Here is a 14,407-nt window from a genome sequence, read left to right as displayed (position 1 = left end):
TTGAAAATAAATTTACTTCCTAAACTTCTATTTGCAGTGCTTTTGGCTTTTACGCTGAGTAGTTTTGTCTATTTTTCTTTCGGGAATATTTACTCTTCAAAAATCTTAAATTACCAAGATTTTTCGCAGCAATTTAATTCCGGAATTTATCAGTATCGAGTTTTAAGTGGGTACTTTCTACTTTGGATCTATGACTTTTTAACCACTTTAAATATTGATTATTCCATCTTTAAATTAAAGTTTCTGGATCCTGATGCGGAGCCGCAAATGTATTTGTCTTTCTATATTTTAAATACTTTTTTTCTGGTTTTAAGTTCGATGATATTGGTTTTCATCACAGAAGCAAGGAATTTCATTGCCACAAATTCCGAGAAAATTTTGATGATTAGTATAGCAATATTTGCATCGGTTTTCACGCAGTTTGTGATTGTTCCTTATGATATTTCGAGCTATTTTTTCCTACTTCTATTTTACTATTTTTTCTTAAAATATTTGGAGAACAATTCAGTCTCGATCTTGGTTTTATTAATGGGATTAATGGTGATTTCTACTTTAAATCGGGAATCATCAGCACTTTCACTTTCTTTGGCCGCAACACTTTTGTATGAGAAATTTGGTCTTAAAAAAGAAATGATTAAACCATTATTGACGTTGACAGTCACCTTTGTCGGGGTTTATTTTGGAATGCGATTTCTAAATGAAAGTTTCTCTACGAATGACGGCAATTTACTAGCGCAAAATTTTACAGATCCCAAAAACATGTTAGGAATTCTGTTTTGGATAATTTTTTTCGTGTTCACCATATTCCTTTCCAAAGATGAAAAAACGAAGCGTAATATTTTGATATTTCATCTTTTCTCTATTCCTTATATTATCATGTGTTTTTACTCGGGTATAATTTATGAAATTAGACTCTATATTCCGATTTTTCTTACCTCATTACTACTTGGTAGAACGGAACAAACAAGAATTCATTAATTTACGCTATTTTTGCAAAAACTATAAACACAAATGACGGAACCTCAACAGGAATGGACAGAAACCATTGAATCCAACCACTCTTTATTCGACCTGAAACTCGCTGAAGTTTGGCGCTACAAAGATTTGGTTTATATGTTCGTAAAGCGGGATTTTATTTCTGGTTTTAAACAAACGATTCTAGGACCGATCTGGTTTTTCATCAATCCTATTTTCACGACCATTGTATATCTTATTGTTTTTGGAAGTATTGCAGGATTGTCAACAGATGGTGCTCCAAAAATTTTATTTTATTTGGCCGGAGTTACTTTATGGAATTATTTTTCAAGTTGTCTTACAGGAACGTCTAATGTATTTATTGGAAATGCCGCGATTTTCGGAAAAGTTTATTTCCCGCGGTTGGTAATGCCATTAACCATTGTAATTTCGAATTTAATGCGTTTCGGTGTACAAATGATATTATTTATCGCTGCATTTTTATACTATTATTTCAGGGGAGAAGTTCACCCAAACATCTGGATTTTAGCAACGCCATTTTTAATTATTTTAATGGCTGCCTTTGCATTAGGAATGGGAATGATTTTTTCTTCCTTGACCACAAAATACCGTGATGTGCAAATGCTGTTGGGTTTCGGCGTGAGTTTATTTATGTACGTAACTCCAGTAATATATCCCATTTCTGCTCTACCTGCAAAATTAAAAATTATCGCTTTTTATAATCCCCTTTCTGGCATTTTCGAATGTTTCAAATACGGTTGGCTCGGTGTAGGAGAATTTTCTTCTTCCATGCTCATAATCAGCAGCGTAATTATATTTGCGTTGTTGGCGATTGGAACAGTCACTTTTAATAAAGTAGAAAAAGGCTTTATGGATTCCGTTTAAATCATGACCAATGGGTCATGAGTAATAAATAGGTGGTAAAATTCAAAAAAAAAAAATTAAATAAATAAAATGCTTGCATTAAAGGCAGAAAAAATATCGAAACAATATCGACTGGGGCAAGTTGGAACGGGAACTTTATCCCATGATTTGAACCGTTTTTGGCATCAAATTCGGGGAAAAGAAGATCCTTATTTAAAAATAGGTGAAGCTAATGATCGTACCTCAAAAGGAACAAGTGATTATGTTTGGTCTTTGCGAGATATTAATTTTGAAATTGAACAAGGTGATGCTGTAGGAATCATCGGTAGAAACGGTGCTGGAAAATCAACTCTTTTGAAATTATTAAGCAAAGTTACCAAACCAACTACGGGGAAAATTTACACCAATGGAAGAATCGCCTCTTTACTGGAAGTAGGAACTGGATTTCACCCGGAAATGACGGGTCGGGAAAATATTTTTTTGAATGGCGCAATCCTCGGAATGACCAGAAAAGAAATCAAACGTAAATTTGATGAAATCGTGGATTTTTCTGGAGTTGAAAGATATATTGATACGCCCGTAAAAAGGTATTCTTCCGGAATGTATGTCCGTTTAGCCTTTGCAGTTGCCGCACATCTGGAATCAGAAATCTTAATTGTAGATGAGGTTCTCGCCGTTGGTGACGCTGATTTTCAAAAAAAATGTTTGGGGAAAATGGGCGATGTAAGCAGAGGTGAAGGGAGGACAGTTTTGTTTGTCAGTCATAATATTGCTGCGGTGAAAAACCTTTGCCAAAAGGGAATTCTTCTTAAAGACGGGAATTTAATTACACAAGGCGCCATTGAAAAAGTGATAAACACCTACGATTTAGAATTTATATCTAAGGATAAAAATTTTAAAATTGAATATCCGGTGCAGCCAGAATTGGATATGCAACTCTTGCACGCGGAACTTCACAAACCATCTAGCCATAACCGATTGTTTACGAATAATGTATTGAATTTTGAATTTACAATTGATGTGCGGATTCCTGTTCCCAATTCTTACATCACCATTGATGTTAAAGATAAAAACGATGAGTTAATTTACTGGACTTCTGATTATACCACCGAGCGGTTTATTAAAAATGAAAAAGGAATATTTAAAGTGCAGTGTATTTTCCCTCAATATTTACTTTCCAGCGGATTTTATTATATAACGTTCGCAATTTACTCACCATCTTCTAACAAAATATCTCACCATCAACCCGAATTTAAAATTTCCTTTGAGATCGAGGAACATGAAGATTCTTTTTTACAAAAATTTGGTATTGTAAGACCAGGAAAGATCGGTATCGAAAGCAGTTGGAAAAGTGAATCCCTATTATGATTTCAATTGTTACCGCATATTATAACAGAAAGCAATTGTTCTTGAACACGCTTCGAAGTATTAAACAGCAAAACTCAAAATATTTGCTAGAAGTGATTGCAGTGGATGATGGGAGTGAGGAAAGCGAGAGACTAGAAGATTTAGTTCCGGAATTTCCTTTTTTAAAAATCATTCGTTTAGAGAAAAAAAATAAATGGTATCATAATTCCTGTATACCTTTCAACATAGGTTTTAGAGCTGCAAAAGGAGATAAAATCATTATACAAAATCCGGAATGTTTTCATTATGGAAATATTTTAGATTACACTCAAAAAAATCTTAATCAAAATTCATATCTTAGTTTTGGGTGTTTCTCCCTTGATAAGACATCGACTGATCACATCGAGGAAATTTTTTCTAAAAAAGAAATTGCGCATGTGATTAAAAAAAATAACGATTTTGCACGGAAAGATGGAGGTATAGGATGGTATAACCATTCTTTATACAGACCTAAAGGCTATCACTTTTGTACCGCAATTACTGCGAAGGACTTGAAATCTATGGGCGGATTTGATGAACTTTACGCTTTAGGAATTGCTTATGACGATAATGACTTTTTATCACGGATTAAGAAGAAAAAGTTAGACATTCGTTTTATTGACGACGAATTGGTTCTGCATCAAAATCATTATTCGCCAGATTCCGATTCTTTTGAGAATAGAAATCATAAAATGCATCTTATCGTTAGAAATGAAAAGCTTTGGGATCAACTTTCAAAAACATCTTACAGGAAAGCTAACGTCATTTCTAAATATTTAGGTCTACGATTGAAAAAGTATTATATTAAAATGGTACTTAACATTCTTGAACGTGTTTAATTAATAAATTTCAAAATTATAATTTTCTATAAGAAAACTGAGTTCCGACCGGCATCCAACTATATGTTAGCGAACTACCTTATAAAAGACTTCGATTTTACGTGCCTCAAGGTCTAAAGAGAACAAATATCATTAAGAAAATGATACTAATATGAAGATGAATTGGAAATTTAGTTTGATATTTAGACCTGAAATTTCCTTATCTTCTCCCATCTTTAAATATTATGCAATACTCACATATCTCCATCATCGTTCCTTGCTATAAGCAAGCTGAATATTTGAATGAGTGCTTGCAATCTGTTTTAGATCAAACCTATAACCATTGGGAATGCCTGATTATTAATGATGGTTCACCAGATGCTACAGAGGAAATTGCACAAAAATGGGTGGCCAAAGATGCACGGTTTAAATACCACAAGAAGGTGAACGGCGGTGTCGCTTCCGCGCGCAATTTGGGCATTGAAAAAGCTTTTGGAGAATGGATCCTTCCGCTGGATGGTGATGATAAAATCGGCAGTGAATATTTGCAAAACGCAGCGCACTACTTCAACAAAGGTTATAGAATCATTTATTGTAAAGCAAGATTTTTTGGAGCTTTGAATGAGCCGTTCGCGCTTAAACCATTTACGAAAAAAGATTTGTTAAGAGAAAATATTATTTTTGTTTCAGGCCTGTATCTCAAAAAAGACTGGGAAAACACTAAAGGATATGATGAGAATTTTGTGCATGGCTTTGAAGATTGGGAATTTTGGATCCATATGATTAAAGAAATAGATGAATCTAAAGTTATTAAAATGGATTATACCGGATTTTACTACAGGAGAAAAGAGGAGTCTAGAGATACAGCAATAAATAAGAATGAAAAAGAAAAGAAAATAATTAGCAGTATGATCTACCTCAAACATCTTGATACTTACCATCACGAATTTGGAAGTTACCATGATTTGCTTTTAATAAATAAAAAATTACGTACCGAAAAAGAAAACTTTGCTGCGAAGAGCAGGTCTCTTCTAAAAGCAATAAGAAAAAATATGGTAACAAAGTTTTTGTACACCTTGATTGAAAAGTTGCAATGATAACTATTATCATATCATCCTACCAACCCAATTTTTATACTGCGCTTGAAAAAAATATCGCTGAAACTTGCGGTGTAACATATGAAATAATAAAGATTGAAAATCCCGGTGTAATGGGAATTTGTGAGGCCTATAACAAAGGAGCTGAAAAAGCGAAATCTGATTATCTGCTTTTTTTACATGAAGACGTCTTATTTCATTCCAAAAACTGGGGCGAGAAATTAATTAGTCATCTGGAAAATCCGGAAACAGGTATCATCGGAGTTGCGGGATCGAATTATGTTCCCATTGCACCGTGCGGATGGTATGTGGAAGGTTATTCTTACGTTCACCTGTTGCAAAACATTAAAAGCAAAGAAGAAAAAATCTTCGTCAATTCGGCAACGCAAAATAGAAACAGAGTTTTTGCAATGGATGGTGTTTTCCTGGCGATGCAAAAAGCTAAAGCTCAAGAATTCAGATTTGATGAAAAAATAGGCGGCTATCACGCCTATGATTTAGACATTAGTTTACGAATTTCAAAAAAATATAAAAATTATGTTGTAAGTGATATTTTTATAGAGCATTTTTCAAAAGGTAATCCCGACAAAGCATTTCTTGACGGAAATATATTGGTTAGAAAAAAGTGCGGTTCAAAATTCAAAACAGTACAAGACAATAAGATTGAAATGAGATGCTTTGCTGACTTTCTTTATACCTATTTTAAATACTCTGGCATCAATCTAAGGAATGCCTTAAGTACGGTAAGATTTATTCCTAGATCAAGAATTGGCTTTAGCGAGTACATTGTTTTATTAAAAACTTATTATCGGTATTTTAAATATAAAAATTATCATCAAGAAAAATTTGCAAAAGATTAAAATCATTTTATGTTTAGACTCGCTATTATTATACCCTATTACAAAATTAATTTTTTTAGAGAGACACTCACCTCTCTCGAAAAACAGACCTGTAAAGAGTTCAGCCTCTATATTGGGAATGATTGTAGCCGAGATGATCCTTTAGATCTTATTAAAGAAATTTTAAAGACTACACCATACAAATATCAACGTTTCCAAGATAATTTAGGAGGCAAAAATTTAGTCCAACAGTGGGAAAGGGTAATAACACATGCGAAACCTGACGAATGGTTTATGATTTTAGGTGATGATGATGTACTGTCTAAGAATTTTGTAGAGGAATTTTATAAAATACTCGATAAAGCAAATAAGCAAAATTGCAACGTTATTAGATTCGGTCAGCGGTGGATAGATGAAACGAATGAGATTCTATCACCGCTTACTCAATACCCAGAATTAATTGCACCTGCAGATCATATTCATTGGAAAATAATAGACAAAAAGAAATCAAGTTTATCCGAACATGTTTTTAGAAAATCAGCTTACGAAAAATTCAAATTTAGAAATTTTCCATTAGCATGGAATTCTGATGATATGGCTATTTTTGAATGTAGTGGTGGTAATCCAATCATTTTTTCATCCAGCGCATACGTAAATGTTCATGTAACCAGTGAAAGTATTTCTGGTAAATCAGACAATTCCGACCAAAAGCTACTTTCGAAGAAACAGTTTGAAAAAATTCTACTTAGCAAATATCACAGACAGCTGCGTAAAGATACCGTAAGACAGCTTGCAAATGAACATATCTATTTTCTACAACACCATAAGACTCCCCTTAATTTTAACCTTTTAAAAATATTTATATACACAGGCGACATAAAAAAACTTCTTCAAATCCCAATACTATATGCCTTGTCTGCTAAAATACTTTTACAATCTTTTATAAGGAACGAGATGACAAACAAGAGGTAAAATAGTATTTGGTGCTATTAAAAACACAATAATAATATGAATATATCAGTAGTAATCCCTACATATAACGCAGAACCATATATTGAAAAAGCCGTCGCTTCGGCACTTCAATTTTCAGAAGTGAAAGAAGTAATTATAGTGGAAGATGCCTCAACCGATGATACACTAAAAAAATGTAGAGCGCTTGCAAAACTTTACGATAGAGTACATCTGTATCAACATGAAGATGGTAAAAATCATGGTGATTCAGTATCAAGAAATATGGGAATAGAAAAGGCATCATGTGAATTTATCGCCTTCTTAGATGCAGATGATTACTATCTCAGCAACCGCTTTGACGCTGAAAAAGTTTTGTTTCAAGATTCCAAAGTTGACGGAGTATTTGGTGGCATAGGTACCGATTTTATAAATGAAAAAGGGAAACAAGATTATATAGATAAATTTGGTGAAAATTTTATGTGTACCGTGCAATTCGCAGCAGAAGGTAAAGATGTGTTTTTTAACATGGTGGAGGAACCGAACAGATTTGGCAGTTCATTTTCTATGATCGCATTAACGGTGCGCAAGGCGGCTCTCGAAAATCCAAAACTCCGTATGCCACCAAATTTAAAAATATCTCAGGACAAAGAATTTATTATAAGATTGGCGTATCATAAATATCTTAAAACGGGTATCATCGATCAGCCAGTAGCCAACAGATCTGCTCACGAGTCAAATAGCATAACTAAAATTAAAAATCATACTAGAAATGCTTTTAATCATCAGAGTTTATTATATGGTTCCCTCTATAATTGGGCCAAAAACCAAGAATATTTTCCTCTGCAAGTGCAAAAACTATTTAAGTATAAATATCTTTTTTCAAAAATTGCGTCCCAAAAAGGCATTACAAAATATATAAATTTTGCGCGATATGCTATATTAAATCCAGAACTGTTGCGAACGAGATACCGCTACTTTGCTATAAGGAACAATGAGAAAGAATGATTTCTGAAGCAAGCAAAACTTACCTTTCTGAAGGTTTAAATTAAACTGAGAAAAACAAAGAAAAATATATGTCTCTAAAACAAAGATTAAAAAAAATAATAAAGCTCAACCTGCATAGAGGCACTACATTTGAGTGTCCCTTCTGCGGCTTCAAATCCCGAGATTTAGAAATAGTAGGACATGATTTACCTATTTTGAAAGAAAAACATGTTATTGGCGGTGGTAGAAGAGCTGCTGGTTGTTATAAATGCAACTCTAGAGACCGAGAAAGATTGCTCTATGCATTTTTGATAGAAGATTTAAAAATAGGAGCTTCTAAAAATTTAAAAATATTACATATTGCCCCAGAACCGAAACTTTCAAAGATTTTACAAAGTCAAAATTTTAAGGAATACCTCTGCGGTGATCTTTTTACAGAAGGTTATGTTTACGCCGAAAATGTTCAGAATATGAACGTGCTGAACTTGCCTTTTCAGAATGACCATTTTGACTATGTAATTTGCAACCATGTATTAGAGCATATTGAAGAAGATGGTAAAGCCATGAAGGAAATATGCAGAGTCTTAAAAATAGGAGGAAAAGCAGTCTTACAAGTTCCGATTTCAAATAACTCCGCAATGACCCATGAAGATTTTACCATCGTTGATGCTAAAAAAAGAGCAGCGCTATTTGGGCAGTTTGATCATATGAGAATTTATGGACAAGATTACGTACAGAGGCTTGAATCTAATGGTTTTACAGTAAATAAAATTAATATATCCGTGAAATACAAAAAATTTGGACTCAATCCTGAAGAAGATTTATTCTTTTGCGAAAAACCTTTTCACTAAATATTTCTCTTCAATCCCTTTATAAAAAACCTATGTGCGGAATTGCCGGAATTATTACTCCAAACGCTAAAAATTATTCCCCGGAATTACAAAAAATGACCGATGCCATCGCGCATCGCGGTCCAAATTCTGAGCATCATGAATTTTTAGAAAATGCAGCACTTGGTCACCGTAGATTGTCGATCGTTGATTTAACAGAAACCGGAAAACAGCCCATGTTTTCCTCCACGCAAAATGAATGCATCGTTCTGAATGGGGAAATTTATGGTTACCAAGATCTGAAGAAAAGATATGCTGATTATTCTTACCGTGGAACGTCTGATACGGAAGTTATTTTAGCCATGTTTCAAGTGAAAGGCAAAGAATTGCTTAATGAACTTCCCGGAATGTTTGCGTTTGCAATTTGGGATGAGAAAAAACAGGAACTTTTCTGCGCCAGAGATCGTTTCGGGGAGAAACCTTTCTTTTATGCGATTGGCAAAAATGGGGAATTCATCTTCGCCTCAGAAATTAAAGCGATTTTAGCCTCCGGATTAATCGTGCCCCAAATAAATCAGCAAGCCATTTACCATTTCCTACAATATGGCTACGTGAATACGTACCAGAGCATTTATTCCAATATTTTCACCCTTCCACCGGCGCATTATCTCACATTCTCAAACGGGGAAATTGATCAAAAAAGATATTACAGTTTACCCAAGGATGAGTACAAAATCGGGCTCTCGGAAGCCAAGGAGGAATTTACGAGTTTGCTAAAAAACGCGGTAAAAAGTCAGTTGATTGCCGATGTAGAAGTAGGAAGTTTTCTCAGTGGCGGTCTTGATTCTTCTACGATTGTGGCCATGGTTAATGAATTTAAGCCGAAGCAAACGACGTTAAGTTTCGGGTATTCGGGGGAACATAGCGAACTGAAATTTGCGGAAGAAATTGCCCAAAAATACCAAACCAACCATATAGAAATCCATGAAAACCGCGGCGATATTGCAGCAGATCTTATAAAAATTTCTCCATATTTTGATGAACCTTTTTCCGATATGAGTTACACACCTCAATTTAAAATCTGTCAAGCTGCAGCCCGACATTTAAAAGTTGTATTAGGTGGTGATGTAGGAGATGAGCTTTTTGGCGGTTATAATTTTTACGCCATTGAACATCAACTTAGGGAACATTTTAGTTACAATAATATCATTTTAAAATTCGGATTAAAGCAATTTGGAAAATTTAGAGAAACTACTTTTCTCACGCAAGAGAATGTAAAACACAAAAATATTTTAGACTTTCATCAAAATAGGGTTCGTAATTATTTTACAGCGCAAGAAATTTCATCTTTAGGAATTACTTCAAAATTTCAGCAAGAGTATAGTTTTCAAGCCAATCCAGATTCTCTTAATGACATCATGCGCGTAGATTTAGAAAAATATGTTCCGGGCAATATGTTGGTGAAATCTGATCGCATGGCAATGGCAAATTCTCTCGAAGTTCGCACTCCTTTTCTGGACAAAGATTTCGCAGAATACTGCATTCAATTGCCAGAAAATTTAAAGCTTACTTCTGAACATGATAAAATTATCCTCAGAGAATCTATGCAGAACTACTGGACAGAAAGCATTAGAAAAAGAGTTAAACAAGGCTTCGGTTCCTCTGTGGAAAAATGGTTTGAGGAACAAAGTTTAGTGGATTTATCTGATGATTTGCTGAAAAATTCAGAGGCAAAAGCCTTCCAATTTATTAATTTTAAAGCCACTCAGAATTTTTTGAATAAAGATAAAAAGCACTGGAATTTACTGCAATTTGCAATTTGGGCAGAGAACTATAAACATTATATCTAAAGAATTATTTTGAATATTTCCGTCATCATACCGGTTTATAATGCGGAAGCTTTTCTAGTAAAAGCCGTTAATTCTGCGCTTCAATTTCAGGAGGTAAAAGAAATTATTCTCGTTGAAGACTGCTCTACTGATGACTCTTTAAATATTTGCAAAAAGCTTTCGTCGGAAAACGCCAGAATAAAATTACTTCAGCATCCAGATCGAGGGAATCACGGTGCTGCTGCTGCTAGAAACCTGGGCTTAAATCAAGTGAAACAGGAGTTTATGGCCTTTTTAGATGCAGATGATTATTATTTGCCGAACCGTTTCTCTGCTGAACATGAAATTTTTAAAGATGAAAAAATTGAGGGTGTTTTTGGAGCTATTGGTGTAGAATTTCTCTCGGAAATTGGTCAAAAAGAATACGCAGAAAAATTCAACAATGCCACCTTGACAACGGTTAAAAAAGCATGTGAAGGTCAAGAAGTTTTCCGCGGGTTACTTGGCTTAGATTCCAGCATTGGAACTTTTTTTCACCTCAATGGTTTAACGATTAGAACCCGCAGCATCCATAAAAACAATCTAAGGTTTGCAGATCAATTAAGAGTTCATCAAGACAGTGATTTTATTCTCAAATTAGCTCATTGCTCTTATCTAAAATCCGGCGAAATATCCCATGCTATAGCGATTCGCGGCATACATGACGACAATAGAATCACTAAAATAAGAATATATTCCCAGAAATATGTAGAACGTCAATATCTGCTTTGGAAATCCATTTACGATTGGGCAAAAAACAATCATCTGCAACCAGATGAATTAAATCACATTCTGCTTCAAAAAAACGCTTTCGAAATTGCCACTAAAAAAGGTTTCCCTAAGATAATGAAATTTCTAAATATTGCTTTTCGTCATCCTCATATCTTAAAAACGAGATACCGTTTCACCTTTTTGAAGAGATAAATAATGAAACTCAACAATCTCCAAATATTACGCGGAATCTCAGCACTTTTGGTGTGCTGTTTTCATTTTAAAGATGATCTTAATTTTGCGGACAGCGAATGGGGAAATGTATTGTTTGGCAAAGGCAGCGTGGGAGTCCCTATTTTTTTTGTCATTAGTGGCTACATCATGGTCTACAGTACGAAAAAATTTAAAAATGATGAGATAAAAAGCAATATGATCTCTTTTATCAAAAAGAGAGTGATCAGAATTATTCCCCTTTATTACTTGCTCACTTTAGGTTGGATGATTTTGGGCGGCAGCGTTTTACTCTACTTTCAGGATGATTATTTCAGTCGGTTAATTCATTCGATTTTATTTCTTCCTCAGAATCAAAATTTTCCTGTTTTATTTTTAGGATGGTCTCTTAATTATGAGATGTTTTTCTACCTCATCTTCGCAATTTCATTGCTCTTTCAAAAGTGGCGTTATTTCGCTATTTTACTCTTCTTTTCGACTTTGATACTGCTCGGATTTTTGTTTTCTCCCGAAAATGCTTTTTTAAAAATGATCACAGGATTCTTAAATGTTTACTTTCTCCTGGGAATTGTATTAGGATTATCTTTAGACAAAATTAAAGTGGATGAGCGAATTCTAACTGTTTTTTCCGTGCTTTCAATATGCATTTTCATCTTATACCTTTTCAATATTATTTCGATTTCTAACCCATTTATAAATACAATCCCAATTCTACTCTTTGTCATTACTTTTTTAATTTTCGACTTATTTTTAAAAGTGAAAGCCAATTCATTCCTGAAAATGACGGGTGACATCTCCTATTCAATTTATCTTTGTCATCCCTTTGTGGGGATTTTATTTACTAAATTTCAGACAGATTCAGTTTTGCTATCAATCTTGCTTTTCTTAATAAAAATTGTTCTTGTTATTTTTATCTCTAAAGTTTTATATGAATTGGTAGAGAAAAGATTTACTCAATTTCTAAAAGAGAAATGGTTACCTCAATATTAAATATGAAAATTTCCGTCATCACACCGGTTTACAACGCCGAAAAATATGTCACTCAGGCTGTAGAGTCTGCGCTACAGTTCCACGAAGTTTTTGAAATAATTTTGATTGAGGACCAATCACCCGACAAGGCTCTGGAAGTTTGCAAAAATTTAGCTGAAAAATATGAAAGAGTGAAACTTTTTCAACATGCAGATCACGGAAATCACGGCGCTGGAGCCAGTAGAAACCTGGGATTAGAAAAAGCCACCGGAGATTTTATTGCTTTTCTCGATGCCGATGATTATTACTTACCAAACCGTTTCGAGGCAGAAAAAGAATTTTTTAAAAATCCAGAAGTTGAAGGTGTTTATGGCGCAATCGGCGTTCATTATTATTCAGAAAAAGCGAAAGAACAGTATTTTAAAATTTTTGGAGATCGATTGACCACTGTTTATAAAAAACACGCTCCAAAAGACGTATTCCGTGGACAATTAGGAATGCTTGGAAGTTTTGGATTATTTAGCATCGATGCTTTAACTATCAGAAAATCTGCTTTGGAAAAAAAACTTTTCCCAATGATGAAAACGCACTTAAGGCTTCATCAAGACACTGAATTTCTCTTCCGGCTTTCCTTTTATTTAGATTTATATCCAGGCATTTTGGACGAAGCGGTGGCGATTCGTGGCGTTCACGAAAGCAATAGAATTACACAAGTTGATTCTGGTAAAATAAAGCCATCTATTTCTAAAGTTTTGCTTTGGGAAGAAATTAAAAAGTGGGCAGAAAGAGAAGAAAATTTCCCGAATGAAGAATTCCTTCATATTCAAAGAATGCATAGAAGTTTTCAGATTGCTAATTCGCCACTCTTAGAAAAATGGGGAATGATTACCAAATATTTACTGGTTGATTTTAGAAGTATCCGTTCTGGATTATACAACATCAATTTCCGGAAGAATTTATTTTAGTTTTGCTTTATAAGCATTAATTGAATCCGCAATTTCCGCGGTAAATATTTTGCTGGACTCTTTGTACATGTGGTTTCCATCAGTATATTGATAGGCATTAAATTTCCCGGTAAAATCAAAATATGGAATATTTTTTCTTCGCGTAATATCCTGCATGACTTGGTTAAAATTTGGCCTGTATTGATTTTCAATCTTCATTATTTCTTTGGAAGCGGGGATTCTAACTACATAAACTTGACCTTTTGTTTTTAAAAAATCAATCGTCTTTTCAAAAGATTGTAAACGTAGCGGAGAAATTGCCTGATCTTTTGCGAAAAGTTTATAAAATTCAACTTTTTCTGCCGTTCTTTTTCTCAGCACGGATTCCTTCATATCTACCGTAACTTCTAGCCAACCATCTTCATGAAGGTAGGTGTTGGATTTGCCTTGCGATTCTCGATCTCTAAAAAGCTGGAACCAACTGTGATTGAAATTTTTGATCAGATATTCATAATTCGGATTCAGATTGTAAAAATTCATATTTTTCAGGGGTGAAATTTCATTTTCGGGCAAATCTTTCATTGCTGAAACATTTTTGGGAGCAGAGAGATTCCAGGGTCCTACCGTCAAAATGAAAACAGCTTCTTTCGTATCTGGTTTAATTTTTTTCTTTACCGCTTCCAAGTATAGGGGTCCATAAGGTGAATGTGATATATTCAAAGAGAAATTATCAAATTTTTGATGCTTAATTTTTTCATTGAGAACGGAAGGAACTATTGCTTGTGAACCTCTGGAATCACCCATAATGAAAGAAGTCGCTTGCGAAGTAAAATGCCGATAATTGTCATCTGTGTTTCCATCTGCAAATGCACCAAGAATTAGCTGCAACCCAATCAATGGAACCATCCAAAACGCTGTTTTTATTAGGAATCTCTTCATC

The 14,407-nt window shown here is 34.2% G+C and carries 14 protein-coding genes; 13 read left to right on the top strand and 1 reads right to left on the bottom strand.

Going from position 1 to position 14,407, the window contains the following annotated elements; translation table 11 throughout:
- The 13 genes from RCH13_RS07610 (at position 1) to RCH13_RS07550 (ending at position 13,488) form a co-directional block, all read left to right on the top strand.
- Positions 1-978, top strand: coding sequence for a hypothetical protein (locus tag RCH13_RS07610; RefSeq protein ID WP_326986642.1), 978 nt, complete (start codon positions 1-3; stop codon positions 976-978).
- A gap of 33 nt (positions 979-1,011) precedes the next feature.
- Entirely contained in the window at positions 1,012-1,860 is an 849-nt protein-coding gene (locus RCH13_RS07605; protein WP_326986641.1) for an ABC transporter permease, read from the top strand.
- Between the two features lie 69 nt (positions 1,861-1,929).
- Positions 1,930-3,207, top strand: a complete 1,278-nt coding sequence (locus tag RCH13_RS07600; RefSeq protein ID WP_326986640.1) for an ABC transporter ATP-binding protein — start codon at positions 1,930-1,932, stop codon at positions 3,205-3,207.
- Positions 3,204-4,064: a glycosyltransferase family 2 protein gene (locus RCH13_RS07595; protein ID WP_326986639.1), complete on the top strand. Its 861-nt coding sequence runs from the start codon at positions 3,204-3,206 to the stop codon at positions 4,062-4,064. The genes RCH13_RS07600 and RCH13_RS07595 overlap by 4 nt, the downstream gene beginning before the upstream one ends.
- Before the next feature lie 224 nt (positions 4,065-4,288).
- Positions 4,289-5,140, top strand: coding sequence for a glycosyltransferase family 2 protein (locus RCH13_RS07590; protein WP_326986638.1), 852 nt, complete (start codon positions 4,289-4,291; stop codon positions 5,138-5,140).
- On the top strand, positions 5,137-6,000 hold the full coding sequence (locus tag RCH13_RS07585; protein WP_326986637.1) for a glycosyltransferase: 864 nt from the start codon (positions 5,137-5,139) through the stop codon (positions 5,998-6,000). Before RCH13_RS07590 ends, RCH13_RS07585 begins: the two co-directional genes overlap by 4 nt.
- A gap of 9 nt (positions 6,001-6,009) precedes the next feature.
- On the top strand, positions 6,010-6,951 hold the full coding sequence (locus RCH13_RS07580) for a glycosyltransferase family 2 protein (RefSeq protein WP_326986636.1): 942 nt from the start codon (positions 6,010-6,012) through the stop codon (positions 6,949-6,951).
- A 36-nt stretch (positions 6,952-6,987) separates the two neighbouring features.
- Positions 6,988-7,935 carry a glycosyltransferase family 2 protein gene (locus RCH13_RS07575; RefSeq protein ID WP_326986635.1) on the top strand — a complete coding sequence of 316 codons (948 nt, stop codon included), beginning with the start codon at positions 6,988-6,990 and terminating at the stop codon, positions 7,933-7,935.
- 68 nt (positions 7,936-8,003) lie between these two features.
- Positions 8,004-8,765 (top strand): class I SAM-dependent methyltransferase, encoded by a 762-nt coding sequence (locus RCH13_RS07570; RefSeq protein WP_326986634.1) that lies wholly within the window; start codon positions 8,004-8,006, stop codon positions 8,763-8,765.
- Positions 8,766-8,797: 32 nt separating this feature from the next.
- Complete coding sequence (gene asnB / locus RCH13_RS07565) at positions 8,798-10,594, top strand: asparagine synthase (glutamine-hydrolyzing) (protein ID WP_326986633.1); 1,797 nt, start codon at positions 8,798-8,800, stop codon at positions 10,592-10,594.
- Positions 10,595-10,603: 9 nt separating this feature from the next.
- A complete protein-coding gene (locus RCH13_RS07560) occupies positions 10,604-11,536 on the top strand; it encodes a glycosyltransferase family 2 protein (RefSeq protein ID WP_326986632.1) in 933 nt (310 codons plus the stop codon).
- 3 nt (positions 11,537-11,539) lie between these two features.
- Positions 11,540-12,544 (top strand): acyltransferase family protein, encoded by a 1,005-nt coding sequence (locus RCH13_RS07555; protein WP_326986631.1) that lies wholly within the window; start codon positions 11,540-11,542, stop codon positions 12,542-12,544.
- A 2-nt stretch (positions 12,545-12,546) separates the two neighbouring features.
- Positions 12,547-13,488 carry a glycosyltransferase family 2 protein gene (locus RCH13_RS07550; protein ID WP_326986630.1) on the top strand — a complete coding sequence of 314 codons (942 nt, stop codon included), beginning with the start codon at positions 12,547-12,549 and terminating at the stop codon, positions 13,486-13,488.
- Here the strand turns inward: RCH13_RS07550 and RCH13_RS07545 are convergent.
- A complete protein-coding gene (locus RCH13_RS07545; RefSeq protein ID WP_326986629.1) occupies positions 13,480-14,406 on the bottom strand; it encodes a hypothetical protein in 927 nt (308 codons plus the stop codon). The two genes, RCH13_RS07550 and RCH13_RS07545, sit on opposite strands and share 9 nt — an antisense overlap.
- Position 14,407: the final 1 nt, after the last annotated feature.

Source organism: Chryseobacterium sp. MP_3.2, assembly GCF_035984805.1.
GTDB lineage: Bacteria > Bacteroidota > Bacteroidia > Flavobacteriales > Weeksellaceae > Kaistella.
Note: the sequence above shows the minus strand (reverse complement) of the source record. Positions and strands in the feature narration are given on the sequence as shown.